This window comes from Ardenticatenales bacterium (genome assembly GCA_020634515.1).
Lineage (GTDB): Bacteria > Chloroflexota > Anaerolineae > Promineifilales > Promineifilaceae > JAGVTM01.
In genome coordinates, this window is record JACKBL010000009.1 from 1 (window position 1) to 25,699 (window position 25,699).

At 61.7% G+C, this 25,699-nt stretch carries 23 protein-coding genes; 13 read left to right on the forward strand and 10 right to left on the reverse strand.

The window, feature by feature from the left end; all coding sequences use genetic code 11:
• Nucleotides 1-320: 320 nt before the first annotated feature.
• On the forward strand, nt 321-890 hold the full coding sequence (locus H6650_20200) for a pseudouridine synthase (GenBank protein MCB8954335.1): 570 nt from the start codon (nt 321-323) through the stop codon (nt 888-890).
• Here H6650_20200 and H6650_20205 read toward each other — a convergent pair.
• The 3 genes from H6650_20205 to H6650_20215 all read right to left on the reverse strand — a co-directional run bounded on the left by H6650_20205 (nt 887) and on the right by H6650_20215 (nt 3,281).
• Nucleotides 887-1,978 carry a glycosyltransferase family 4 protein gene (locus tag H6650_20205; protein MCB8954336.1) on the reverse strand — a complete coding sequence of 364 codons (1,092 nt, stop codon included), beginning with the start codon at nt 1,976-1,978 and terminating at the stop codon, nt 887-889. The two genes, H6650_20200 and H6650_20205, sit on opposite strands and share 4 nt — an antisense overlap.
• A gap of 14 nt (nt 1,979-1,992) precedes the next feature.
• Complete coding sequence (locus H6650_20210; protein MCB8954337.1) at nt 1,993-2,394, reverse strand: 6-carboxytetrahydropterin synthase; 402 nt, start codon at nt 2,392-2,394, stop codon at nt 1,993-1,995.
• 98 nt (nt 2,395-2,492) lie between these two features.
• On the reverse strand, nt 2,493-3,281 hold the full coding sequence (locus tag H6650_20215; GenBank protein MCB8954338.1) for a hypothetical protein: 789 nt from the start codon (nt 3,279-3,281) through the stop codon (nt 2,493-2,495).
• A gap of 316 nt (nt 3,282-3,597) precedes the next feature.
• Here H6650_20215 and H6650_20220 point away from each other — a divergent pair, with 316 nt between their 5' ends.
• Nucleotides 3,598-3,876 (forward strand): Lrp/AsnC ligand binding domain-containing protein, encoded by a 279-nt coding sequence (locus H6650_20220; protein MCB8954339.1) that lies wholly within the window; start codon nt 3,598-3,600, stop codon nt 3,874-3,876.
• Between the two features lie 7 nt (nt 3,877-3,883).
• Here H6650_20220 and H6650_20225 read toward each other — a convergent pair whose 3' ends face one another.
• Nucleotides 3,884-4,771, reverse strand: coding sequence for a DMT family transporter (locus H6650_20225; protein ID MCB8954340.1), 888 nt, complete (start codon nt 4,769-4,771; stop codon nt 3,884-3,886).
• 175 nt (nt 4,772-4,946) lie between these two features.
• On the opposite strand from H6650_20225, the gene H6650_20230 reads away from it, so the two are divergent.
• From H6650_20230 to H6650_20250, 5 genes are all read left to right on the forward strand, one after another.
• Entirely contained in the window at nt 4,947-5,564 is a 618-nt protein-coding gene (locus H6650_20230; protein ID MCB8954341.1) for a superoxide dismutase, read from the forward strand.
• 78 nt (nt 5,565-5,642) lie between these two features.
• Complete coding sequence (locus H6650_20235; protein MCB8954342.1) at nt 5,643-6,053, forward strand: ferredoxin family protein; 411 nt, start codon at nt 5,643-5,645, stop codon at nt 6,051-6,053.
• A 443-nt stretch (nt 6,054-6,496) separates the two neighbouring features.
• On the forward strand, nt 6,497-7,939 hold the full coding sequence (locus H6650_20240) for an aspartate ammonia-lyase (GenBank protein ID MCB8954343.1): 1,443 nt from the start codon (nt 6,497-6,499) through the stop codon (nt 7,937-7,939).
• A 52-nt stretch (nt 7,940-7,991) separates the two neighbouring features.
• Entirely contained in the window at nt 7,992-8,414 is a 423-nt protein-coding gene (locus H6650_20245; protein ID MCB8954344.1) for a Mov34/MPN/PAD-1 family protein, read from the forward strand.
• Nucleotides 8,415-8,591: 177 nt separating this feature from the next.
• The gene (locus H6650_20250; protein ID MCB8954345.1) at nt 8,592-9,245 is read left to right on the forward strand and encodes a glycerol-3-phosphate acyltransferase; all 654 of its coding nucleotides are present in this window, start codon (nt 8,592-8,594) and stop codon (nt 9,243-9,245) included.
• Between the two features lie 2 nt (nt 9,246-9,247).
• Here H6650_20250 and H6650_20255 read toward each other — a convergent pair whose 3' ends face one another.
• The 5 genes from H6650_20255 to H6650_20275 all read right to left on the reverse strand — a co-directional run bounded on the left by H6650_20255 (nt 9,248) and on the right by H6650_20275 (nt 15,340).
• Nucleotides 9,248-11,650: a transporter substrate-binding domain-containing protein gene (locus H6650_20255; protein MCB8954346.1), complete on the reverse strand. Its 2,403-nt coding sequence runs from the start codon at nt 11,648-11,650 to the stop codon at nt 9,248-9,250.
• A gap of 188 nt (nt 11,651-11,838) precedes the next feature.
• On the reverse strand, nt 11,839-12,798 hold the full coding sequence (era, locus tag H6650_20260; GenBank protein MCB8954347.1) for a GTPase Era: 960 nt from the start codon (nt 12,796-12,798) through the stop codon (nt 11,839-11,841).
• A gap of 17 nt (nt 12,799-12,815) precedes the next feature.
• The gene (locus H6650_20265) at nt 12,816-13,622 is read right to left on the reverse strand and encodes a hypothetical protein (protein MCB8954348.1); all 807 of its coding nucleotides are present in this window, start codon (nt 13,620-13,622) and stop codon (nt 12,816-12,818) included.
• 91 nt (nt 13,623-13,713) lie between these two features.
• Nucleotides 13,714-14,568, reverse strand: a complete 855-nt coding sequence (locus tag H6650_20270) for a carbon-nitrogen hydrolase (protein ID MCB8954349.1) — start codon at nt 14,566-14,568, stop codon at nt 13,714-13,716.
• A gap of 31 nt (nt 14,569-14,599) precedes the next feature.
• The gene (locus H6650_20275) at nt 14,600-15,340 is read right to left on the reverse strand and encodes a prolipoprotein diacylglyceryl transferase (GenBank protein ID MCB8954350.1); all 741 of its coding nucleotides are present in this window, start codon (nt 15,338-15,340) and stop codon (nt 14,600-14,602) included.
• A 145-nt stretch (nt 15,341-15,485) separates the two neighbouring features.
• Between H6650_20275 and H6650_20280 the strand changes: the two genes are divergently transcribed.
• From H6650_20280 to H6650_20305, 6 genes are all read left to right on the forward strand, one after another.
• Nucleotides 15,486-16,355, forward strand: a complete 870-nt coding sequence (locus tag H6650_20280; GenBank protein ID MCB8954351.1) for a GNAT family N-acetyltransferase — start codon at nt 15,486-15,488, stop codon at nt 16,353-16,355.
• 399 nt (nt 16,356-16,754) lie between these two features.
• A complete protein-coding gene (locus tag H6650_20285) occupies nt 16,755-17,657 on the forward strand; it encodes a MoxR family ATPase (GenBank protein ID MCB8954352.1) in 903 nt (300 codons plus the stop codon).
• A gap of 65 nt (nt 17,658-17,722) precedes the next feature.
• The gene (locus H6650_20290; protein ID MCB8954353.1) at nt 17,723-19,111 is read left to right on the forward strand and encodes a VWA domain-containing protein; all 1,389 of its coding nucleotides are present in this window, start codon (nt 17,723-17,725) and stop codon (nt 19,109-19,111) included.
• A 764-nt stretch (nt 19,112-19,875) separates the two neighbouring features.
• On the forward strand, nt 19,876-20,730 hold the full coding sequence (locus H6650_20295) for an AAA family ATPase (GenBank protein MCB8954354.1): 855 nt from the start codon (nt 19,876-19,878) through the stop codon (nt 20,728-20,730).
• Nucleotides 20,627-21,433 (forward strand): hypothetical protein, encoded by an 807-nt coding sequence (locus tag H6650_20300; GenBank protein MCB8954355.1) that lies wholly within the window; start codon nt 20,627-20,629, stop codon nt 21,431-21,433. The genes H6650_20295 and H6650_20300 overlap by 104 nt, the downstream gene beginning before the upstream one ends.
• A complete protein-coding gene (locus tag H6650_20305; protein ID MCB8954356.1) occupies nt 21,381-21,944 on the forward strand; it encodes a tetratricopeptide repeat protein in 564 nt (187 codons plus the stop codon). The genes H6650_20300 and H6650_20305 overlap by 53 nt, the downstream gene beginning before the upstream one ends.
• Nucleotides 21,945-22,161: 217 nt before the next feature.
• Here the strand turns inward: H6650_20305 and H6650_20310 are convergent, their stop codons facing one another.
• A complete protein-coding gene (locus H6650_20310; protein ID MCB8954357.1) occupies nt 22,162-25,467 on the reverse strand; it encodes a S8 family serine peptidase in 3,306 nt (1,101 codons plus the stop codon).
• Nucleotides 25,468-25,699: the final 232 nt, after the last annotated feature.

A 25,699-nucleotide genomic window follows, 5' to 3' on the forward strand; every position in this document is an offset into this window, starting at 1 on the left:
CTAGTGGTACTGACCGGATGCAGGGGGCACGCGGGGGCGGAGGGCGCTTCGGGGAAGGGGTTGGTTGGCAAGGGGTGTCCGATTTGGAAAATCGGACTACGGATTGGGGTTGGTATGGCAAGGGGTGTCCGATTTGGAAAATCGGACTACGGATTGGGGGTGGTATGGCAAGGGGTGTCCGATTTGGAAAATCGGACTACGGAGGGGTTGGCAGGTGGCGCGCGGGGCGTGGCGGTGGGGGGCGGAGCCACGTATACTTGACAGGCGGGGCAATCGTCTGCTCCATCACCCGGCATTTAACCTACCATGCGCACACGCTTATGGCTCGACTAATTCTGTTCAACAAACCATACCACGTTCTCTGTAAGTTCACCGACCGCGAGGGGCGCCCCACGCTGGCGGACTACATCCCCGTGCCGGATGTGTATGCGGCGGGGCGGCTGGATTACGATAGTGAGGGGCTGGTGCTGCTTACGGATTCGGGCCGCCGGCAGCATGAGATCAGTGACCCGCGCCATAAGCTGCCCAAGACGTACTGGGTGCAGGTGGAGGGCATCCCGGATGACGCGGCGCTGGTGCGCCTGGCGCGGGGCGTGGACCTGCGCGACGGGCGCACCCGCCCGGCGCGGGTGGCGCGCATGGACCCGCCGGCCATCTGGCCGCGCACCCCGCCTATCCGCGAACGGCGCAGTATCCCCACTTGCTGGCTCTCGCTGACTATCCGCGAAGGGCGCAACCGCCAGGTGCGGCGGATGACGGCGGCTGTGGGACATCCTACGCTGCGGTTGGTTCGCTGGTCTGTGGGTAAATGGACGTTGGGGACGTTGCAGCCGGGAGAGTGGCGGGGCGTGATCATTAATGGGGGAATGGGGGAATGGGGGAACGGTTAATGAGGGTGGCGGGGCAATGGCAGGGGCATTGATTGTTGTTGGGCGAATTGGGCGATTTGGGCGGCGCCTTCGGCCCAGGTGGGGAAGTGCTGCCAGCGGGCGCGGGCGGCGCGGCGGAGCGGAAGGAGGGCGGCGGGGTCGGTGAGCAGGGGGCGCAGGAGGGCGGCGAGGGCGGCGGGGTCTTCTGGCGGGAGCAAGAATCCTTCCACGCCGTGGCGGATGATTTCGCCGGCCGCGCCGGCGGTGGAGGCGATGAGGGGTAGTCCGGCGGCCAGGGCTTCCAGGTAGACGATGCCGAAGGCTTCGTACTGTGACACCATGATAAAGAGGTCGCTGGCGGCCAGGTGGGGGGGAATGCCGGCATTGGGTACAACCCCCAGCAGCGTGACGTGCGCGCCGAGATCGTGAGCGCGGAGGAAGGCGCGCAGATCGGCCACGTAGTCCGGCTCCATCGTGAGGCTGCCGATGACGGTGAGATGCCAGTTGGTTTGGGGCAGGCGGGCTAGCGCCGCCAGCAGCGTGTGTAGCCCCTTGCGGCGCACGACGTTGCCTACGGAGATGAGGCGCAGGGGATGGTCGGCGGCGGCGGGTTGGGCGGGCAAGGGGGTGAAGTGGTCGCGCCCGGGATAGACGACGATGCCGGGCGGGGATGCGGCCAGCATGTTTTCCACGAGGCGGCGGGTGTCCTGGCTGTTGTAGATGAAGCCGTCTACGGTCTGGAAGTAGCGTTGCTCCAGGCGGCGGTAGAGGTGGTTTTGCCAGGGGGGGCGGCGTTCGCTGGCTTTGACGAGGTGGACGAGGGAGAGGATGGGGTAGGGGGCGTGCCGGCGTAACGTCCCATTTAACCAGAGCAGCGACGGGTGGCACAGTTCATCCTGGATGAGTACATCCAGCCGCGCCGCCTGCAGACGGCGGAAGAACGTGTAGCGAAAATTGTCGGTCAGGTGGGAGACATCGTTACGCCAGGGGAGCGAGAAGAGGGTGACTTTGTGCCCGTTGGCGCGCCAGGCTTCGACCATGAGGCGGTTGTAGAGGTAGCCACCGGTGAGGGTGTCCAACGAGCCGTAGATGAGGAGGCCGATGTGCATGGCGCAATCGTTTTTCAGTGAGGGGCGGGGAGGGGGAGGGTGTAGCCGGCCCAGGCGATGTCGTTTTCCCAGAGTTTGACGGTGATGGCGGTGAGGTGGGGGGCGTGGATGCCGGCAATAAGCGCGTGACAGAGGATGCGGCTGAAATGCTCGATGCTGGGGTTGAGAGGGCGACCATCGGGGTTGAAGGGGGGCATGTCGTTCAGCAGCCGGTCTTGATAGACGGTGACGATGGCGTCCAGGTGGGCTTCGATGTCTACGATGTCCACCAGATAGCCGTGTTGGTCCAGGCTATCGCCGGTTAGTTGTAATTCCAGAGCGTAGTGGTGGGAATGCGGTTCGTTTTCCGCGCCCCAATCGCCACCGATGAGGTAGTGTTGGGCGATGAAGGTTCGTTTGACGGCTATAGTGTACATGGGGGGACAGTTAGTGGTTGGTGGATCAGGGGGATGAAAAAAGGCTTGCCGCCGGGTGGGGGCAAGCCTTTGTTGATCGTGGCGATAAATGGGGGAGGTTAGCCGGCGGCGAGGGCGAGGGAGCGAACCCAGAAGATGAGGCCGACGCCGATGATGATGAAGATAACGCCGGTGAGGATGACGTAGATGGTGTCCCAGGGAATGCCGGCATCTTCCCCTTTCTGCGCGCTCAATAACAACTGCGGCCGGAAGACCAGCCCCAACACAATGGCCGTCAGCGCGACGCCACCCAAGATGAAGAGCGTATGTGGGTTAAGGATGCCGCCATTGCCCGTGATGATTTCCCCTTCGGGGAAGAAGGATTCACTGAGGGCGGTGCTAATGAAAATGGCGAAAACGATGAAGATGAGGGAGGTGCTGACGACGGACCAGCGGGGCATGGCGTGTGAGGGAATGGGTTTGCTGGGTCTTTGTGAGCGGGTGGCTTTGACGCGCTCGTTCTCGCGCTTGTCCAGTTCGTTGAGCGTTGCCTGGAAGGTTTCGTTGGCTTTGGCGTTTTGCACGCCGCGGTCAATCAATGTGTAGGCAAAGGCGATGAGGCCGCCGGTGACGGCGATGCCGCCAATGGCGATGGCGGCGAGGACGGCGAGGGCGATGGGCGGTTCCATCTCCAAATTGCCGGCCTCGTTGAGCATAGATGCCGGCACTCGCTTACTCACAAGCTCAGGAAGCGAGAGCGTTATTGGCGGTTCCGGGGGGCGCACGCGCTCAATGCGCGCGCCGCCGCTGAGCTGACCGCGCAATATCGGCCAACCAACGGACGCCAGACCACTAAAAATGAGCAGGATAACGACAATTCCCCAGTTACGCAGCGTATTTTTGTTCAAAACGATTCCTCCACCTGGACGAGATGTGATGATTGCGCATTTTAGCACAATAAAAATGGCGTAGCAAAGAAGTGCGGGCCGTTTGTCCGTTTTGTTTTGTGTGGGGATACTGGTTTAATAGTAGGCGTGCGACGCAGTCGGCATTCGGCCAACTGTAAATATTCAACTGAAAACGGTAACTACTTAACCCGCTGCCTGAGCCTGTCGAAGGGAAGGTGGGCTTCGACAGGCTCAGCCTAAGCTTCGACAGGCTCAGCCCACGAGAGGGTTAGCAGTTACGGAAAACGGACGAGGATTCTCCAGGAGGACCGATAAGATGGTAACGGCTATTGTGCTTTTGAAGGTGGAGCGGCAGCGGATTAACAGCGTTGGGCAGCAGTTGGCGGAACTGGCGGGGGTGCGCGAGGTGTATTCGGTGGGGGGGCAGCACGATCTGGTGGCGATTTTGCGCGTGCGGGATAACGAGGACCTGGCGGATGTGGTCACGAACCAGATGTTGCAGGTGAGTGGGATTTTGGATTCGGAGACGCTGATTGCTTTCCGCGTTTTTTCGCGGCACGATCTGGAGACGATGTTCTCGATTGGCTTTGATTAGACGGGGGTCAGGTTTGGGGGTGGATGGTGGCGACGAGAATGCCGGCAATAATCAACCCCCCACCAACCCACGTATTCCAGCCGGGCGCTTCGCCAAAAATGAAGAAGGCGAGCAGGCTGGAACCGATGGGTTCGCTGACGAGGGTGATGGCGACGTAAGATGCCGGCAAAAACCCCAGCGCCCAGTTGAATGAGGAATGACCCACCAACTGCGGCCCCAACGCCATCAACAAAAACAACACATACGTCCCCGGCGCATACCCCAGCAGCGGGTAGCCACGCAGCGCCGTCATCACCAGCAAAAACAGCGCCGCCGTGCCATAAACCACCGTCGTGTACGTCAATAGCGACACGTGAGCGCGCAGCCGTCGGCCAATAATAAAATACGCGGCGGCCATCCACGCCCCCACCAACGCCAGAAAGTTCCCCCACAACGGCTGACTGCCGCTGCTGCCGCCCCCCTTATCCAACAACGCAATGATCGCGCTCCCCACCAGCGCCAGCCCGATGCCTATCTTCAACGCCCGCGGCACGCGCTCTTGCAGCAAAAACGGGGAAGCCATCCCCACCCACAGCGGCGAAGTCGTCACCAAAACGGTCGAACTGGCAACCGTGGTGAACGCCAGCGACGAAATCCAACTGGCAAAATGCACCCCCAGCAACCCCCCCGCCAACAGCACCAGCAACCAATCCCCACGCCGCAGCCGCCGCAGCTCCTCGCGCCGCAGCCGCAGGCAAAACGGCAGCAGCAGTAGTGACGCAATCGTCGTCCGCCCCGTGGCAATCACCAACGAAGGCGCATCTCCCTGGGCAAAACGAATCAAAATGGCGCTGATGGAAACCGCCAGAATGCCCACGGCCAGCACCAGATAAGGGGACAGCGGAGGATTTTTCATGCCCTTTTCCCAGAGATGACGACACCGCCACCCCGGTTGACAAAGCAGTTTACAATCGTTAGAATGGACTTGTTTAAGCCCACGGGACGATCTTAACAACCATTCACCTACCCGTCAAAAGGAGAGTGGTTTTGCCCCACTGATCGACTGACGAAGCAGCCAAAGGAGATACACAATGGCATTTGAACTCCCCCCTCTTCCCTACGCTGAGGACGCTCTGGAGCCGCATATTGACGCGCGCACAATGAGTATTCACCACGACAAACACCACGCCGGGTATACCAACAATCTGAACAACGCTCTTGCCAATCATCCTGAATTGGCCGGCAAAAGCATCGCTGAACTGTTAAGCGACCTGGATGCCATCCCGGCGGATATTCGCATGGCCGTTCGCAACAATGGCGGCGGTTACGCCAACCACGCCCTGTTTTGGAGCATCATGAGTCCAAACGGCGGTGGCGCGCCCACGGGCGATCTCGCCACGGCTATTGAGGCCGCGTTTGGTAGTTTTGACGCCTTTAAGGAAGCATTTACGAAAGCGGGAGCTACCCGTTTTGGCTCTGGTTGGGCCTGGCTCTACGTAGATGGGGCCGGCAACCTGGCCGTGAACTCCACCCCCAATCAGGATACGCCCTTGATGGAGGGCAATACCCCGATCATGGGCGTGGATGTGTGGGAGCATGCCTACTATCTCCATTACCAGAACCGTCGCGGCGACTATCTTGCCGCCTGGTGGAATGTTGTAAACTGGGATCAGGTTGCCGCCAATTACAAGGCAGCCGTGGCCGGGTAGTGTATAATAGCAAAATCGGACTGCTGGCTTCGCTTGCGGTCCGTCAGTCACTCTCGTAACAACAAGGAGACAAATCTTATGACCCATATCGTCACCAGACTGTGCCTGCGCGATACGGCTTGCGTCGATGTGTGCCCGGTAGAGTGTATGGTTCTGGGCAAGCCGGAAGCAGAATGGCCCTGGCTGTACATTGATCCCGACACGTGCATTGACTGCGGCGCGTGCGTGCCCGAATGCCCCTACGAGGCGATCTTCCCCGAAGAAGATGTGCCCTTTGATTACAAGGCGCAGCCCGGGCAGTGGATTGCCAATACGAAGGAACTGCTCCCTGATGGGGTGCCGTTGAAAGGTGAAATCGAGGGGCACGAAGTAAACGTCATGAATGCCAAGCAGTTGGCCGGTGGCGAAATCTTGGACCTGACGGAAGATATTCCTGCCAACTACGATTTTTACTCCATGGGGCCGGGTTACGGCGCGTTGGATAATTGATGTTTGCCACAGGTGCAATCTGGTAGCCGACTGTTGTGATTGTGGTCGGCTCTCTTAAAAGCCGAATTAGCTGGCGAAATCCGTTAGCTAATTCGGCTTTTTTCATTTGCCTGGTTTAGGTGATGACGAACCCGTTGCCTGAGCCAGTCGTCGACTATGTGGGGTTGAACATGGGTTTCGACACGCTCAGCCCACAAGCCCGCCTGATGAGCTTTTGGAGTTTTTCACGCTCTTCGGGTTGAACATGGGCTTCGACACGCTCAGCCCACAAGCGGGTTAGGACTGGCGCTGAAATAAGACTCGAATTGCAGCGCCAGTTTGAAGAAGCGGTAAGGAAACAACTTCGTTGTCTTATATAATTTCCGCTTCTTGGCCGTTACGTTTTTTTGAGACCATTTTTCAGGCAATCTATGACAGGCTGCCTGGTAGGAGCAAAATTAGTCATGTGTGCAGATCAAGCATTTCGCATTGAGAAAGACTCGTTGGGGGAGGTGAAAGTGCCGGCATCCGCCTACTGGGGTGCGCAAACACAACGAGCCATCCACAACTTCCCCATCACCGGGCTTAAACCATACCCCGCCTTTGTCTGGGGCATGACCATCATCAAACGATCCGCCGCCGAAGTCAATGCCGGCCTCGGACTTTTCAATGACCGCGTGATAGGGGAGCAAACCATCACCGGCGACGCCATTGCCCAGGCGATCATGGTCGCCACCGATGAAGTGCTGGACGGCCAGTGGAGCGAACAGTTTGTTGTAGACCCCATCCAGGCCGGCGCGGGAACCAGCCATAACATGAACATCAACGAGGTCATTGCCAACCGCGCCAACGAAATCCTCGGCTTTGGCCTCGACGCCGCCCCTAAGCCCGTGCATCCCAATGATCACGTGAACATGGCCCAATCCACCAACGACACCATCCCCACCTCCATTCGCCTCGGCTGCCTCTGGCGGCTGGACGAGATGCTGCAAACGCTGGACGACCTGGCGGCGGCGCTGGCGGAGAAGGCGCAGGAATTCGATGCCGTGGTGAAAAGCGGGCGCACCCACTTGCAAGACGCCGTGCCCGTGCGATTGGGGCAGGAGTTTGGCGCATATGCGCGGGCGGTGCGGCGAGATCGGGACAAAATCGCGGCGGCGGCGGATGGACTGCGCCGCCTGGGTATTGGCGGCACGGCCACGGGCACGGGGCTGAACGCCCATCCCGAATATCACAGCCGCATGGTGGCGACGCTCAGCCGTCTTTCCGGGCTGGCGCTGACGGAATCGGACGACCTGTTTGAGTCGATGCAGAGCATGGGCGACATGGTGCATTTCAGCGGCGCGATGCGCACCCTGGCGCAAGACCTGATTCGTATTGCCAACGATTTCCGGCTGCTGTCCTCCGGCCCCAGCACGGGTTTGGACGAAATCCGCCTGCCCGCCGTGCAGCCCGGCTCGTCCATCATGCCGGGCAAGGTTAATCCGGTGCTGGCGGAGATGTTGAACATGGCGATGTTCCAGGTGATGGGCAATGACCTGACGGTGACGATGGGGGGACAGGCGGGGCAGCTTGAGTTGAATGTGATGATGCCCATTATCGCTTATAACCTGTTCCAGAGCATGGATGTGATCATCAACAGCGTGCGCGCCTTTACGGACAAATGTGTGCGTGGTCTGCGCGCCAACCCGGAGAAGGCGACGGGCTGGCTGGCAAAGAATGCTATCCTGGTGACGGCGCTGAATCCGGTCATTGGCTACCTGAAGGGCGCGGAGGTGGCGAAGGAGGCAATGGCCTCTAGTCGCACGGTGCGCGAGGTGGTGCTGGAGAAGGGGTATTTGACGGCGGAGGAGGCGGACCGCATCCTGGATGTACGTAAGCTGACGGAGGGCGGCATCCACAAGTAGGAGGCCTGCTCACGTTTTCTGTTGCATGTTGATTGTGTGAAGAGGTCGCGTCATGCGACCTCTTTTTTGCGCGATGGATTTACGAATTTGCGCGGAGGTTTTTGCGGAGATGATGGCGCACGTGGCGGCGGCGATGCCGGCAGAAGCGTGTGGCTTTCTTAGTGGTCGGGAGGGTGTGGCGTGCCGGCATTTTCCCATCCCCAACGTTTCCCCCAACCCACACTGCTTCCGCATGGAGCCACAAGCGCAAATCGACGCCCTGTACGCCATCGCCGCCGCCGCCGAAGAACCCCTGGCCATCTACCACTCCCATCCCCACGGTCCCGCCGCCCTTTCCCCCACCGACCTGGCGCAACTGCCCGCAGGAGACATCCTGCACGTGATCATTGCCTGGCCGCAAGCCGCGCAGCCCCAGGTGCGCGTCTTCGCCTGGCGCCACATGAACGTGACCGAAGTAACCTGGTATATGGTGTAACCATATGCGGCAGCGCGTGTTTTAGTAAAGCGTAGAGGTTGCGATACGCTTTCCCCATGCGGCCTTTATGCGCGCAAGGCCGCTGGCGGCTGAACGTGACAAAAATGATGAGTGACACGCACCCTGGACCGGAGCAGTCTTGGGAACTGCGCCAGCCTTGAAACGAGGTAATGTCTGATGACGAACGTGTTATATTTCTCCACTTCCGCCCTGGTCGGCTACTTGCTGGGCGCCATTCCCTTCGGCTATCTGTACGTGAAACTGTTTCGCGGCGTGGACGTGCGCCAGGTTGGCAGTGGACGTACCGGGGGAACCAACTCCTTCCGCGCGGCGGGCCTGGGGGCGGGCATCCTCACATCGCTCAGCGACGTTCTCAAGGGCGTGACGGCCGTCTGGATCGTCAGCGCCCTGTTTAACAGCCAGATATGGCTCCCCTGGGCGCAGGCGGTGGCCGGCTTGTTTACCGTAATCGGGCACAACTGGTCCATTTATATCAAATGGGCCGGGGGCGCGGGCACGGGGCCGAACGTGGGATGGTCGGCTGCGCTCTGGTGGCCGATGCTGCCGATTAGCATGGCCGTGATGGTGGGCTTGCTGCGGGGATTAGGGATCGCGTCCGTGGCTTCGATGGCGATGGCCGTGATTATTCCCGTGGTGTTTGGCGTGCGCTACGCGACCGGGGTGGATTCGACGGCGGCTTACCTGGTTGCCGGCATTGCCTCGCTGTTGGTCGTGCTTTGGGCGCTGCGTCCGAATATCAAACGGCTACTCGACGGCACGGAGCGCATCGTTGGCCCCCGCGCCAAACGACTGACCAAAGAAGACGAGTAAGATTACCCGCCTCCTTTGGTCAACACCTCGTAATGCATCAGGCCCAGGTCGTCGATGACAACGTTCTTGACGGCAGGCAGGGCGACGGCGGTGCGTGGCGCTTGGGTGAGGTCCAATGCCGGCAAATCCGTCGCCCACAACGCCTGAATCTCCCCATACTTCGCCAGCCGCAAATCCACTTGCAGCGGGTCCAGCCCCTCCAACTCACCCAACAATCTGTCCATCTCCGGATTCTGGTAATTCGAGCAAACCGTATCCGTGTTGCGCAGGAAATAGTAAAGCCAGCTCATCGCATCGGAATAAGCCACCGGCTGATTCGGTGATGGCCAGCCCATCAGGTACGCCGGATAATTGCACGCCGCCTTCTCGTTGCGGAACACATCCCACGGCGCGCCTTGCAGCGTTACTTGAAAGACGCCCGTTTCCTCCAACTGGCTCTTGATCGCATTCGCGTACGCCTCCTCCCGATCCGTGTACCGCCCATCACTGATGTACCAGATGGTAATGGGCAGCGGACGGTCGGGCGTGTAGCCGGCGAAGGCCAGCAGGCGGCGCGCCTCGTCCAGATTGCGCGCCGGCTGCGTCGGCGCGTGCCCGGGCACGCCATCGGGAATGGGACTGTAGAGCGGCGTGCGCGTTTCCTGGAACACCTCCGTCGCCAGCGTCTGCCTGTCTACGGCGTAGGCCACCGCCTGCCGCACTTGCGGCACGTTCCACGGCGCTTTGTCCTGCACAAAAATCAGGTAACTCTTGAAGTCGGATGGTCCGCTCCAAAAGCGATAGTCCGCCACCGGGCGCAGGTCCAGCAGGTCTGTATCCGACAGCCCCGTCCAGGCCACGTCAATGGCCCCTATCGCCAGCGATTCGCGCATCCGCTGCGCGGAAGGATAGAAGCGCACCTGGATGTTCTCAAAAGCGGGCGCGGGACCGGGCCACTGCGGATTGGCCTTGAGTTGCAACTTCTCCTCGGAAATCCACTCTTGAATTGTGTAGGGGCCGATGCCGCCGCACGTACTGGCGGGGTCGGTGTTGGGCGAGAAGCATTCGTCGCTGATCACGAAGTATGGGGGCGTCGCCAGCAGGCTGGGGAAGTAGGAGATAGGCGCGGCCAGCACGAACTTGACGGTGAGCGGATCGACCACGGTCACGGCGTCTTCGTCGGCAAAGCCATCCCCATTCTCGTCCTTGAGGAAGGCGTTGACCAGCCAGTTGCCCAGGCGCGCCGACCGCAGCACCGACCAGCGCACGTCGTCGGCGGTCAGGTTGCTGCCATCGGGGAAGATGAGGCCATCGCGCAGGCGGAAGGTGTACTCCTTCTTGTCTTCCGATAGCGTTAGATTGTCAAACAACAAGGGCACTAACTCGTTCTCTCCCGTATTCCAGAACAGCCCACCCATGGTATTGCTCTTAATTTCCCAGCTAATCAGGTCGGGCTGCAAGTCGCCCGGATCGAGGCTGTTGAGCGCGCCGCTGATGCCGATGACCAGTTCGTTGGCGGGTGTGCCGATGAGGGATTCGCCGGCGCGGATGGTATCATCTTCGATCAGCCAGGCGCGCGCCAGGCGGTCTATCGTGCCGTCGTCGCGCACCTGGGTGATGGCTTCGTTGAGGGATTCCCGCAGCGCCTCGTTGCCGTCGGCCACGGCGATGCCGTACGCTTTGCTGCTGATCCAGGCATCGCGCCCGCTGCCGCCGGCGATTTTCAACTGCTGGTAGTAGGTGGTGGTGAAGTGGTCGGCGTCGTCGCTGTCGATGATGGCCCCGTCCACGTCGCCATCGATCAGGGCTTGGAGGGCGGCGGGTATGGTGTCGTAGACGTGCAGGTCGGCGGCGGTGATACCCAGCGCCTGGGCGGTTTCCGCGCCGCTGCTGTTCTCCTCGACGCCGATGGGCGTGCCCGGCTGGATGTCCGCCGCGCTCTGGAGGGTGGTTTCGTTGGCGCGCACTACCAGGACCTGCCCCAGTTCCAGGTAAGGTGTGGTGAAAGTGATGCCTTCTGGGGGGGTGTCGGGGATGACGAGGGCGGACATGGCGGCGTCGAATTCGCCGTTGGCGACGCTGCGCAGGAAGCCCTGGTCGTAGCTGGTGATCACGAATTCGTAGTCGAAGTCGGCTTGGGGCGCGATGTTGGCCATCACGTCCGCGTCAAAGCCGACGATGGAGCCAAATTCGTCGATGTTTTCAAAAGGGGGGAAGGGGGCGTCGATGGCGATGGTGACGAAGGAGGGCGGTGTGGCGGCGGTGGGGGAAAGAATGCCGGCATCTACCGTCGGCGTCGCGGGGGCGGGTTCGGTGGGGCTGGTTGTGGGCGCGGCTTGTTCCGGTTCCTGCCGGCATCCCGCCAAAACCAACGCCAACACAACTGCTATCAGGTAAATACGGGTTCGGTAGATTTGTTTCATCATGTAGCCGCTCTGGCAAAGTGCCCTCTGCGCGTCTATTACACGGCAAAAAAGGCTCTCTTGTACTGCATATGGACCTGGAAAGCGTAACCGCTAAGCCAGATCGGACCCATTTTCTCTGGCGAAAATGGCCATTGAGCACGTGAAATTGGTCCAATCTCCAGAGAGCGTTAGTAGTTACTGGGAAGCTTTCAATTCTTCTTGCTATACCCGAATTTTCGCAGCGCCTGTTCGCTGCGCCGCCATTTTGGTTCCACTTTAACCCAAAGCTCCAGAAAAACCTTGCCCTCTATCATCTGCTCAATCTGGCGGCGCGCGGCGGCGCCAATTTGCCGTAACTGCGCCCCCTTCGCGCCAATCACGATTTTCTTGTGGCTGTCTCGCTCGACGAAAATGTTGGCGGAGATGTAGGTGACGTCATTCTCCCGCTCCTTGAACGCTTCAATCTGCACGGCAACGCCGTAGGGGATTTCGTCGCGCACTTGCAGCAGCACTTGCTCGCGGATCATTTCGGCGGCGATGTCTCGCAGATAGGTATCCGTCACCTGGTCGGCGGGATAGTAGCGCGGACCAGAGGGGAGGGCGTCAACCAGCATCTGTAGCAGTTCGTCGCAGCCGCGATTGTTTGCGGCGGAGATGAGAATCCAGCGGGCGTCGGGGAGCAGCGCGTGATACGCTTCGCAGGTGGGGATGACCTGTTCCGGGGCGAGTAGATCGCTCTTGTTGAGGGCCTGGATGACGGGGGTGTTGGTCGCAAGGGGGGCCAGTTCGGCGGCGATGGCTCGATCCCCCGCGCCAGGGGGTGTGCCGGCATCGACCACCCACAAAATCACATCCGCATCCGTCAACGTCTCCGTAGCCGCCTCCAGCATAAACTCATCCAACTTATGCCGCGGCGCCTTGATCAAGCCCGGCGTATCCACGAAGACAATCTGATACGTGGGCATCGTCAGAATCCCCAACTGGCGCGCGCGCGTCGTCTGTGGGCGCGGCGTGACAATGGCGATCTTCTGCGCCAGCAGCGTATTCAGCAGCGTACTCTTGCCCACATTGGGCAGCCCCACCACTGTGACAAAACCTGATTTATGCCCTTCGGGCAGACTTTCCTCATCAGGAAGTAGCGGGTCCACCGACCCCTCTTCATACTTCATACCTCACACCTCATACCTCAAAAAGCCCGACGTACTATGTCCAGGCTGCCGGCAATTTCCGCTGCTGTTTGGTGAATGCCGGCACGCATCACCACACACTTCAACCGCGTTTGCGCCAGCCGGGGCAGCCAATCCGCCCAACCAGCCGCGACCGGAGCCACCACGCGCCCCGCTTCATCCAGATCATAAATGTACGCCACCGCCAGCCGTTCGTCCAGCGCCGCCAGCCAATCGCCCAACGGACGCCGATGCAGCGCCTGGGGCACATCCATCGCCCAACCAATCGCCAGGTCCGTGGTGATCCGCGCCATCCGCTCAATCTGGTTCGTCAGCGGGATGCCCAGCCAGTAGTCCGCGTTGACAAGGGCCGGATTCACGCGCCGGTTGACGCATTGCACCCACGCTTCGTCGTATCCTTCGATGGTGGGCGGCGCGGTGTTTTCGTTCATGTAGATGTTGAAGGCGATTTCGCCGGTGAACAGGTCGGCGGGTTGGGTGACAAAAACGCGGCTGCCGAGAATGCCGGCAGCCACCGCCCCACCCAGCAAAATATCCCTACGCGCCCGCTCAAAAAACATCTGCGGCTGCGTCAGCGGCACAGCCGTCGTGGACCAGACGGATAATCCCAGTTCCTCCACCTGCGCCCGCAACTGGCGATAGAAACGTGCGCCGGGCTTGCGGCGAAAATCGTAGCCAAATTCCGCATTTTGCAGATTGATCTCCACATAATCGAAACCCAGGACTTTTGCCTGGCGTAAGGCCGCGGGCGTGGCGGGGTTGAGGGAAGCGGTGTTGATGGCGATGTGCATGGTAAGCGTACCCAATTACGAGTTGCGGGTTACGAAGAGGTTTGTCGTCCCTTTTGGACGTGAGGGTTCCGACTGTTGCCGCCGATATGCGAACAACTTCTCGATTTCACCCGCCGTTGTTCGTGATGCGGGTCAGTTCGCGCAGCGTCAGCCCGGTGCGTTCATCGCGCAGCAGCGGCAGGCGCACGCGCGTGCGCCGTAGCTGGTTCAGGTCCAACCGCGCCGTGACAATGGTCTCTTCGTAATATGGCCCCTGGCAAACAAGATTGCCTTCTGGGTCATAGACGGTGGCCCCGCCCCAAAACGTGACGCCATCTTCAAAGCCGGTGCGATTGCAATGTAGCACGAAGTTGGTGAAGATGCTGGCATATGCCTGGTTGATGTGTTCCACCCAGCGGGCGCTGTCGATTTTCTGCTCCGTGGCCACGCCGCGTCCTGGGGAGGCGGAGGTGAGGATGAGGATGTCCGCACCGTCCAGCCAGAGGAGGTAGGGAGGACTCATGTGCCAGAAATCTTCGCAGATGAGGATGCCCACGCGCCCAAATCGGGTATCGAAGGCGCGAATCTGGTCGCCCCAGGCGAAGTACCGCCCTTCGTCAAACATGCCGTAGGTGGGCAGGTATACCTTGCGGTGGATGTGTAGGAGTTCGCCACGGGAGAGGTAGGCGGCGGAAATGAAGAATTTTTGCCGCCGGTCGGCTTCGACAAAGCCCACCACGAGGTCAATGTCCCGACTGGCTTCTAGCAAGGGGGCGAAGATGGGGCTTTTCCAGTCTGGTTTGAGGGCAACGTCGAAGGCCAGGTCACGTAGTCGGTAGCCGGTGAGGGATAGCTCTGGGAAGATGAGGAGTTCGACGCCCTGGTCGGCGGCCTGTTCGATGGTTTTTAGATGGAGGGCCAGGTTGGCCTGGATGTCTCCGAGCCTGGGGTTGATTTGGGCGAGTCCGACTTTCAGGTTCATAATGGTTTTTCGTGGGGAGTGGGACGTGGTTTTATGATTGTTTGCTGCCGGCATTTCCGCCCAAAAGCAGCGCGAGCAAGGAGCCAATGACCAGGGCGGCGTCTACCCAGAAACCGACGATGGTGATTTGATCGCCACGCCAGGGCCAGAGGAGCAGGTTGGTTCCCGCCAGCAGCGGCAGCGTGAGCCAGAACGAGTTGCGCGGGGGCATTTTTCGCCGCCGGGCGTAGATGGACAGGAGCAGAACGAGCAGGCTGAGACCCATGCCCAGTAGTTGGGTTTGGTAGCGCAGGTCAAAAACGCCATAGTTGTCGGGCAAATCGGCAGCCAGCAGGCCGGGGAGGGCCAGTTTACCGTAGCCACACCCTTGCCAGTAGCAGGCGAACCAGCCGGTGAGGTGTAGGAGGGGGAGGAGGAGGGGGAGAATGCCGGCATTCCACATCCAATTCCCACCGCGCCACCGATCCCACAGCCACATGCCCGCCAGTGCCGCCAGCAGTGCCCCATGATAACTGAGACCGCCGCGCCAAACCAGCCAGATTTCGCCCGGCGTCACCCGGTAGTAATCCCAATGGACCGCAACCGTGGCCACGCGCCCGCCGAAAATGCCGGCCATTAACCCCAGCAGCAGCGGATCAAACCAATCCGCCGCTCGTCGTGGCCGCGGAGTCAGGGCATAGGCCAGCGCCAATCCGCCCAAAATCCCCAGTCCCCACACATACTGGTAAGTGTACAGAAAAAATGGGCCAAACCGGCCCAGGAGCGGATGCATGGCCCCGATCTTAAATGAAGGTGGCAAAAGGGGCAACAACTCCAGAAAATAGGGGTCGGTGGATGGGGGAAAGTGGATAGAATAGGTGGCGATGGGTGGTTGATGGTCAACAACGCGCCGCCCATGTTGTCCGAAGGTGCGATTGATGATGACGATGATTCGCCCTTACACCACCGGCGACGCGGCGGTCCTGCGCCGGCTCGCCCAAACCTTTTCCCCAGCCGCGCCGCTGCCGGCCACGTCGCGCCGCACTACCTGGGTGCTGCTGCGCCAGGGGGAGATCATTGGTTGTGCCGGCTTTGCGCTCGTGCCCGGTCTGCCCGGCGTTGCCGATCTTGACGGGTTTATTGCCCCGCGTTGGCAGCGAGGGGGGGCGGGCAGTCAATTGCTTCGATTTGTGTTGCGGCGGGCGTGGAATGCCGGCATTTCCCACCTCAACCACGCCGTCCCCTCCCTCGACACACCCGCCGCCCACTTCCTCACCCACCACCACTTCCACCTCGAACACAGCGAGACCCAGTTCCGCCTCTCGCCCCTGGACGCCCTGCCCCCGCCCACCCTCCCCCCCGGCTACACCGTCGCCACGCTCTCCGAGAGGTCCGTCATCCCCCATTTCCGCGCTCTCTACGACGCCAGCTTTGCCCCCCATCCCTGGCATCAGCCCTACCCGGAGGACGCCGACGTACGCGCAGAGATGGACCACGTGGGCGCGACGGCTGCCGACTTCCTCTTTCTCCAATATGAGGCGCAGCCGGTCGGCGTGGCCTGGCTGCGACGGTTGCCATTCGATGAAGGAGAGATTGAGCCGGTGGGTATAATGCCGGCACATCAACGCCGTGGATTAGGGCGCGCACTCCTACTCCTGGCCCTCAACCGGCTATACGCGCAAGGCATCCGCGCCACCCGCATTGCCGCCTGGGACGCCAACGCCGCCGCCACCCACCTGTACCGCTCGCTAGGCTTTCGCCCCGCATCCCGCCTCTTCTACCTCACACGCGCCACCGCGCCCACCTAGCAGGCCGTCAGAGAAGTCAATCCGCCTCTCTTCAGGACATGGAGTCAACGCAGAAAAACGCAAATTCACACACGCTTGGCCACGAAAATCCGCAAAATCTGTGGTCCTCTTCCCCCAACAAATCGCCAATCCACAAAATCCACAAAATCCGCGAAATCTGTGACCCTCTTCCCCCCCCAACAAATCGCCAGGGCTGACAAAGAGCAGCCATCGCCAGGCAAAACCCGCCCCATTACTGAGGAGTCAGTGAAATCCCCCCACATGCACTTGCCGTTTGCGGTTTCCGCTTTACAATCAAACAAACGCGGAAAACGCCTTGCAAACTTGTAGGACGAGTTCCCAACTTGTCCCCCGACACGCCTCCCTCATCCAATCCCGATCAGCCTCATGGAGAAAAACATGTTCACCGACATCAACGACGTTCTGACCCGCTTCGGTCAGCAGCACTACATCGCCACCGAGGAAATCGCCACCGTCGTCTACCTCGCCCAATCCCTCGGCAAACCCATCCTCGCCGAAGGCCCCGCCGGCGTCGGCAAAACGGAACTCGCCAAAGTATGGGCCAAAGCCTTGGGCCGTCCCCTCATTCGCCTGCAATGCTACGAAGGGCTGGACGAAAGCAAAGCGCTCTACGAGTGGGAGTACGCTAAACAAATGCTATACACACAATTATTGCGCGACAGCATCGGCGAAATCGTCGGCGGAGCCAGCAGCCTCGCCGACGCCGCCCGCCGCCTGGCGCAAGAAGAAGACGTCTTCTTCTCCGAAAACTTCCTCCTCCCCCGCCCCCTCCTCACCGCCCTCACCGCGCACGAACCCGTCGTCCTCCTCATTGACGAAATCGACCGCGCCGATGTCGAATTTGAAGCCTTCCTCCTGGAAGTCCTCAGCGATTTCCAGGTCAGCATCCCTGAATTGGGCACTATCAGCGCCCTGCACGAACCCATGGTCCTCCTCACCAGCAACAACACGCGCGAACTGAGCGAGGCGCTGAAGCGGCGCTGCCTCTTCCTCTACGTGGACTACCCCGGCCTGGGCACAGAGTTGGAAATCGTGCGCCTGAAAGTGCCCGACCTGCGCCCCGACCTGGCGCAGCAGGCCGTGGAAATCGTGCAGCAGTTGCGCAACCTCGACCTGCGCAAAATCCCCAGCATCAGCGAAACGCTCGACTGGGCGCGCGCCCTCGTCACCCTCAACGCCGATAGCATCGATCCCCCCACCCTGCGTAACACCATCACCGTCCTCCTCAAATACGAAGCCGACGTCGCCAAAGCCCGCCGCATGATGGGCAGAAGCAACTGAGGGTGACGGTTGGCCGTTACTACCAACTATCAACTCCCTACTCTCCTCCCCAAAGGACACCCCTCATGGACAATCGCGTAATCGAATTCATTCATGGGCTGCGGGCGGCGGGCGTGCGCGTCTCCCTGGCGGAATCGCAAGACGCGCTGCGGGCGATGGACGTCCTCGGCGTGCGCAGCAAAACCCTCTTCCGCGAATCACTGCGGGCGACCCTCATTAAGGAAGCGGACGACTTCACCGCCTTCAATGAACTGTTCCCGCTCTACTTCGGCAGCGGCGGCCCGCCGCTGCAAAACGCCCTGGAGGACATGAGCGCGGACGAGCAGGAGATGCTCAAGGCGGCGCTGTCGGCCTTGAGCGGACGCTTGCAGCAGTTGTTGGACTGGCTCACCGGCGGCCAGGGACCGACAAAAGAGGAACTGGAGGACATAGCCCGCCGCGCCGGAGCGCAGTGGGCGCAAAATCCACAGGAAGGAAAGTGGATCACCCGCCGCATGTTGCGCCAAATGGGGTTTGCCCAGTTGGAAGAGATGATGCAGCAGTTGATGGCGCAGTTGCAGGCCATGGGCATGAGCCAGGAGGCCATTGAGCGCCTCACGGGCGTGGTGCAGGCCAATCGGGAGGCGCTGGCGGAGCAGATCGCGCAGCAGGTGGGGCGGCAGATCGGGGAGCAGTTGGCGGAGCAGCAGGACCGCCGCCCCGATGGCCTTCATGGCCCGGACTTGATGCACAAATCATTTGAGGCGTTGAGTGCGGAGGAGGCGAATCTGCTACGCAAGGAGGTGCAGCGGCTGGTGACGCAGTTGCGCAGCCGTGCCGCGCTGCGCCGCAAGCGGGGCGCGCAAGGGAAGTTTGACGCCAAATCAACGATACGCGCCAACCAGCGGTACGATGGCATCCCCTTTGAACTCCGCTTTAAGAAGAACAAACTCAAGCCCAGTCTCGTCCTTATCTGCGACGTTTCCAACTCCATGCGCGCTGCCGTGGAATTCATGCTCCGCCTCGTTTACGAACTCCAGGACCAGGTCTCCCGCGCCCGCAGCTTCGCCTTCTACGGCGACCTGGCGGAAATCACGGGAGCGATGGACGCCAGCCGCGTGGAAAAGGCCATCCAGGACGCCCGTGACGCCATCCCCGGCGGCCCCTGGCGCACCGACCTCGGCAACAGCCTGGAGACCTTCTTCAAGAAACACCTGGACGCCGTGGACGGGCGCACCACCGTGATCATCCTCGGCGACGGGCGCAACAGTTGGAACGCCCCGCGCGTAGACTTGATTCAAGACCTGCAGCGGCGCGCCAAACGCCTCATCTGGCTCAACCCCGAATCGCCGCGCCAGTGGGGCACAGGCGACAGCGACATGCTCCTCTACGAACCCCACTGCGACCGCGTCTACCCCGCCCGCAACCTGGCCCAACTCTCCGCCGCCGTTGACAAACTGCTGGTAGACAACTAACCCCGCCACCGACCCTCTCAATAATCCCCCCAGACCTTTCAGGTTTTGCAAACCGGAAAGGTCTGGGGCCACCCATTGCGTAGTCCGATTTTCCAAATCGGACACCCCTTGCCGTACCAACCCCTTCCCCGAAGCGCCCCACGCCGACCTTTCGGGACTTGGCAACCTGGAAGGTCTGGCGGAACCTAAAGATTACAGAGATCTTCGAGATTTTTGCAATCCGCGATTACGCGGCGGTACGGTCCGATTTGGAAAATCGGACTACTGTTGGCGTACCGCACCTTGCACTGGTTAATGTTATGAGCCGTTTAACCAAGATTACAAAAATCTCCAAGATTCTTGTAATCCGCGATTACGCGGGGGTGGGGTCCGATTTGGAAAATCGGACTACGGCTGGCGTATTGCGCCCTGCGCTGGGTGATGCGATGAGCCGTTCGGCCAAGATTACAAAAATCTTCGAGATTTTTGTAATCTGCGACCGCGCGGCGCTTGCCGTCGTAGGACAAGACGCTGTCTTGTCCTGGGCAATTCGGCGAATTGCCCTACGCTACCCGACCGGGATTACGCTGCCGGCCAAGATTACAAAAATCTTCGAGATTTTTGTAATCTGCTACCGTGAGAGGGGCGTTTTCGACAAATGTATTGGGTATAATAGCCACATATTTCCACGTTTGATAGAAGACAGGACGTTGTTTTGTCCGGGCAATTCGGCGAATTGCCCTACAGCGGGATATGACGCCAGCCGTCGGAGAGGAGGAAGTATCGTGGAGGAAGTCACGAGGAGGCAGGCCGATACCGATGTTGTTGAGCGGCTGTTGGGAGCCATGCAAACAGGCGGGCAGGCGATTGTTTATGCGAGCATCGCTGCCGTGCTTTTCCAGATTTTCGGCGGCAGCGCCGCGGCGCTGGCTCTGCTACCGCCCGTTTTCCTGCGCCTGGTGGAAGCGGTCGGGGTAGATTTGTTGGCGGGGTGGTTGGCGCAAATAGCCGGCTACAAAACGTTGACGGCGGAAGATATTCAAGCGCTGTTGGCGCGGGAATTGAAAAAGCACAACCTGGAACTGGCGCTGTCGCAGGTGGACTTGAAGTATGACTTGCTGCGCGAACTGCCCAACCGTGACATGCTGAAGCACATTGCCGCCGCATTGGACGATAGAGCGATGGCGCGCGCGGAGGTACAGGCCGCCTATTTGCAGAAATTGGAGGTGCTACTGCAGCAGATTTTGAGGCGGCAGTTGACGGAGACGCTGCCCACCGCGCCCGCGCCGCCAGAGCATTTTGTGGGGCGGGAGGGGGAGTTGGCGCGGTTGGCGGGGGCGTTGACGCGGGCGGAGCGGCCGCAGGCGATTACGGCGTTGCAGGGGAGCGGGGGGATTGGGAAGACGGCGCTGGCGCAGATGCTGGCGGCGCAGTTGCAGGACCATTTTCGCGGCGGGGTGTTTTGGGCGGATTTGGCGGGGGCGGGCGGGGACCCGCTGCCGCTGCTGGCGGGGTGGGCGCGGCTGTGCGGGCAGGATGAGGGGGGATTGGCGGCGGCGGCGGGCGCGCGCGGCGCAGGTGCGTGGGCTGCTGGCGGCGCGGCAGGAGGCAAAGGGACCGCTGCTGCTGGTGTTGGATGACGCCCGCCCGGAGTGGATGGACGGGGCGCGGGTGCTGCAAGCGGCGCGGCCACCGGCAGCGGCGCTGCTGCTGACGACGCGGGAGGAGCCGGTGGCGCGGCGGTTGGGGGCGACGACGACGCGGCTGGACGTGCTGGAGGAAGCGGCGGCGGAGAAACTGCTGCTCGAACTGGCGCCACAGAGCTTGACGGCGGCGCAGGCGGCGGAAGTGGCGCAGTTGTGCGGATATTGGCCGCTGGCGCTGCAACTGGCGGGGGCGCTGGCGGACATGGAGGGGGCAGGTTGGCTGCTGCCGCGCCTGCGGGACGGGCGGCGGTTGCGGACGCTGGCGCACGAGGGAGCGGCGGGGAAGGAGGAGAGCGTGGCCCTCACGTTTGACCTCAGCTACGAGCGGCTGGCGGCGACGGACGCGGACGCGGCGCGGGCGTTCCGCTGGCTGGGGGCGTTTGCGGCGGCGGCGGTGGATGGGGAGCGGCTGGCGGCGGTGTTGGCCTGGGGGGAACTGCCCGCGGAGAGGCAAGACCTGAACATGATGTTCCTGCAATTGTTGGGGGAATTGCCAGGGGGTTGGGCAGTGACGGCGGCACAGTTGGAAGAAACGCGGGAGACGCTGCGGCGGCTGCAACCGGCGGCGGCTGGAGCAGGCGGTGGTGGCGGCGGAAGCGGAGGGGGACAAGAGGGAGGTGGCGGCGTTTGTGCATAACCTGGCTATCGTAGCGCAAAACACGGGGGAGATGGACCTGGCACGGCGGCGGTATGAGGAGAGCCTGGCGATGATGCGGGAATTGGGGAATCGTGCCGGCATTGCCTCCTCCCTGCACCAGCTAGGCATCTTAGCCCAGGCCACGGGGGAGATGGACCTGGCGCGGCGGCGGTATGAGGAGAGCCTGGCGATTGAGCGGGAATTGGGGAATCGTGCCGGCATTGCCACCACCCTGGGACAGTTGGCCATCCTGGAAAAAGCCGAAGGGAACGAAGCGGAAGCGGAGCGCCTCTATCGGGAGGCGATTGACACTGCCCGCGCAGTCGGCAACGTGGCCGACCTGAGCATCCACCTGTTCAACCTGGCGCTGCTGCTGGAAAAACAGGCGCGGCTGGCCGAGGCCCTGCCCCTGCTGCAACAGTCATGGGAAATTCAAAAACGCATCGGCTCCCCCTCCGCCAACCAGGACCGCCAGGCCCTGGAGCGCGTGCGGCAAAAGCTGGCAACCTGAACTGAAAAACCCGGTTTTTCGTAAAAACCGGGTTTTTGCGCCACCGGAACACCGATCCCCGCCGCCGGAACACCGATCCCCGCCACCAGAGTACCGATCCCCACGACCGGAATATCGATCCCGCGCGGGATGCCTGCCCGCGTCGCCAGCATGGGCGCAGGTGACGGGCGGCACGGCGACAGAAACCGGGTTTTTGAAAAAAACCCGGTTTCTCTGATTAGCCGCGATCATACTCCGGCAGGCAGAAGCGGCAGCCATTGTAGCCACGCCGCAGCGCCATCTCCAGGTCATTGTACGGAACCTTGTTGCGCGGCGACATATTCCGCACCCATTCACAATCCGCCAGGTGCAATTCCGCGCTACGCCGGTTGCCGATGTAGGCCGGCGTGCCCACGCTGCGCGCCACCAACGTCACCCGCCCCGTGACGGCCCCGTTGATGCGCTGCTCCACGAAGATGGGGAACACCTCTCCATCCGGCGCATCCTGCGGCAGACTCGCCTCCAGCCGCACCAGCGCGTTTTCCCCCGGCTTCATGGGAATCTGGCGCAAGTCCGCCGTCGTCGCCGCCGTCACCTGCACCTCGCAGACGCGCCCGCCGTCCGACAGCCACACCCGCTCCAAATTCGTGGGCGCGCCCTCGTCCAGATAGCGGGTGGGCAGCTTTAGCTTCACCACGCCGCCGCGGAGTTCGCGCCGGTCAATATGCAGGTCGGCCACGGCGGAGGCGTGCGGCAGCCCGGCCACATAAAACTCCAGGCTCGTTTCCCCGTTCACCATTACGTCCTGCACGTTCACATTCTTCCACGCCAGGTTATCCTCCCAGCGCACGGCGGACACATCCTGCTGCCGCAGCGGGTCGTCGGGATGCTCCACAGTGGCAAAGAGGCAGAAGTGCCCCGGATCAACCGTGTAGTTGGCAGGATTGGGCGGCTCCCACTCAAAGACGGTGACAAACGCACCATCTCCCGCGGCGCTGTGCGCGGGGACGTTAATCGTGCGCACATGGCTCACCACCCCATTCACCTTAATCCCATCCGTCTTCCAGTATGGCTGGCTCAGGTTCGTGCCCGCCTTGGCCCAGTACAACTTCACCTGGGCGTTGTTCGCCGCCTGCGAGCCGCGATTGTGGACGCGCACAAACACGTAGTTCGTCTGCCCATACTCCGGATTAGGAACCGACGTGGCCGGGTCATTAGTCAGGCTCACCCAGATGTCGGGCGACAGGTAGAGCGTGCCCAGCGACGGCTCCATCCCCGTGTCCGCGTTGTTGTCGCGGATATACAGGTCGGTAAACACCAGCCCGGCGCTGACCACGACGGCGAAATCCTGCAAATCGCCCGTCGTCACCTGCGTGGCCACGTTGATGCCCGTCACGCGCACGGTGTACGCGCCCGTCTGCGGGTTGGTGATTTGCACCCGCTGCACGTTGTTGTTTGCCGGCGCGCCCTGCGTGGTCGTCCCGTTGGGGGCGATCACGGCCAGGCGCAACTGATTCACCAGCCCGCCGCCGACCGCCGGATTGCTGGGATGGTCGCTCCACACCAGCGTGGCGCGGAAGGGGATGCTGCTGTCTACCACCTGGAAGGTGAAGTTGCGCTGCTGCCCCGTGCCCACCGCCAGCGCGGGATCATCGAAGAACTGGTAATGCACGGGATACGGCGGGAAGAGGGCGTTGCACAGATGCACCCGCCCCCACCCCTGGCTGTTGTCGGGAACCGCGCCCACTTCCGCCGGCGTGTACTGCCCCGTGATGGGCATGGCGCCGTGCAGCAGCAGCGCCTTGATCAGCGCCGCCGAGGGGTTATTCATCAGGTGGACGCGGGCCAGGAACTGGCGGATGAGCGTCACCGTGCCCGCCGTGATGGGCGTGGACATGCTGGTTCCGCCCATGTACATGTAGAAGGGACGGTTGGGGTCACTGGCGGGCAGCAGGCCCCAGCCGTTGCCGGAAGCAGCGCTGGAGCGCACGGAGAGGATGTTGGTCCCCGGCGCGACCACGTCCGGCTTGGGGCGGCCATCGTCCGTGGGGCCGCGGCTGCTGAAGGCGACCATCCCCTGCGGGTCGTCCGACAGGTTGTCGTTCCGAATCGGGTTGGTGGGGAAGTCAAACGGCCAGTAGTCGTGATAGGTTCCCTGGTAGCCGCCGGTGGCGCGGTTGTTTTCCGTCGCCCCCACGGAGATGCAGTTCTTGGCGCTGGATTGGGAGCTGAGCGAGTCGGCGTCAATCACGCCGTTGCTGTTTGCATCCTCGCCGTCGTTCCCCACGGAGTAGAGGATGACCATATCCTTGTGATTCCAGACGAACTCGTCAATGTCCTCCGACTCAACCGTGTACTGGCCGTGCAGGTGGTTGCCCCAGCTATTGCTGTGGATGCGCGCCCCATCGTTGTACGCTTGCTGGAACAACTGGTTCAGGTCGGCGGGGATGCCGGTGAGGCTGTCGAACTGGTTGCCAATCGCCTGGAACACCAGCCGCGCCGCCGGCGCCATGCCCCGAATCAGGCCGTTGGAGGACGTGCCATTGCCCAGCACGGACCCGGAGGTGTGCGTGCCGTGCCCGGAGGCCACGTCATGCGCGCCGTCTCCCACGCGGTCGTAGATGTTTACAATGCGCCCCTGGAAGTCGTCGTGCATGGTGGCGTCATTGACGCCGGTGTCCAGGCCGCTGTCGGACACGCCCACGATTTGCCCTTCGCCATCCAGCCCGTGTTCGTCCCACACTTCCTGCACGCTGATGATCTGCGCAGCGATGTTGTTGGTGAGGACGGGTTGGCTGTACGGCTCAATCCATTTGATTTCCGGCATGTGCGCCAACTGGTCTACGAAAGCCAGGTCGAGCGAGGCGCGGAGGGTGGTGGCCGTTTCTTCGACCACCACGCCGCCAAAGCGGGCGATGGCGCGGCGGATTTTGGCCCGATCTTTGGCGTGATGCAGCACAATGGAGACGTTGCCCTCCGGGGTGGGGGTGAACGTGTCCACGGCCACGGCCAATGTGTCCAGCTCGTGCGCGGCGGCGCGGCGGCGGCGGCCTCGCAGCAGCGGGCTGATCTTGTAGGCGGGCTGGTAGGGGCCAACCCAGTTGACGTAGGGGAGTTGAGCCACGGCGTCTTTGACGGTGGCGTTCATTTCCACCAGGTAGGCGTTTTCGGGCACGTAGTCGTGCAGTACGCCACCGAGGTCACGAATGGCCGCGCCCCATTCCGGCTTCACGGGACCGACGAACTGCACCAGCCAGTAGTTGCCGCGCGCGCCGTTGGTGGCGGTGAGGGCGGCGCGGGTCGCGGGCTGGGCGGCGGCTTCCGCTGTGTCGAATTCCACGGCGCGCAGGCGAATCTGGGAGGCCTGTGGCTGTTCCTCAACGATGAAGCCCTGGTTTTGCAAGGTGAGTAACTGGTTTTCGGTGACTTCCGCGAGGAGGAAATCGTCATAGGTGGCCAGGACGCGGCTGACGAGCCGCTCTACCTGCTGCCGCCGCGGGATTTCCGGCGCGGATACGTAGATGACAACACGTTTGGTTTGCATGATCGGCTCCTTGTAAAGGGTTGGTGGCGTCACTTCAGTGGGCTGCTGGCTGAAGCCGGCGCCGGGAGTCTGGGGAGGGCTGGGTTAGGGGGGATGAGGGAGGGATGGGGTGTGTCTGGATGGCCACGGCCAGGGGGAGGAGGCCAACAACCAGGCGCTGACAAGTTTTCCCCAAGATTGGTTCATTCTTGGAGAAGGAACGTTGTTCCTCGTACACTTTACAAGGTAAATC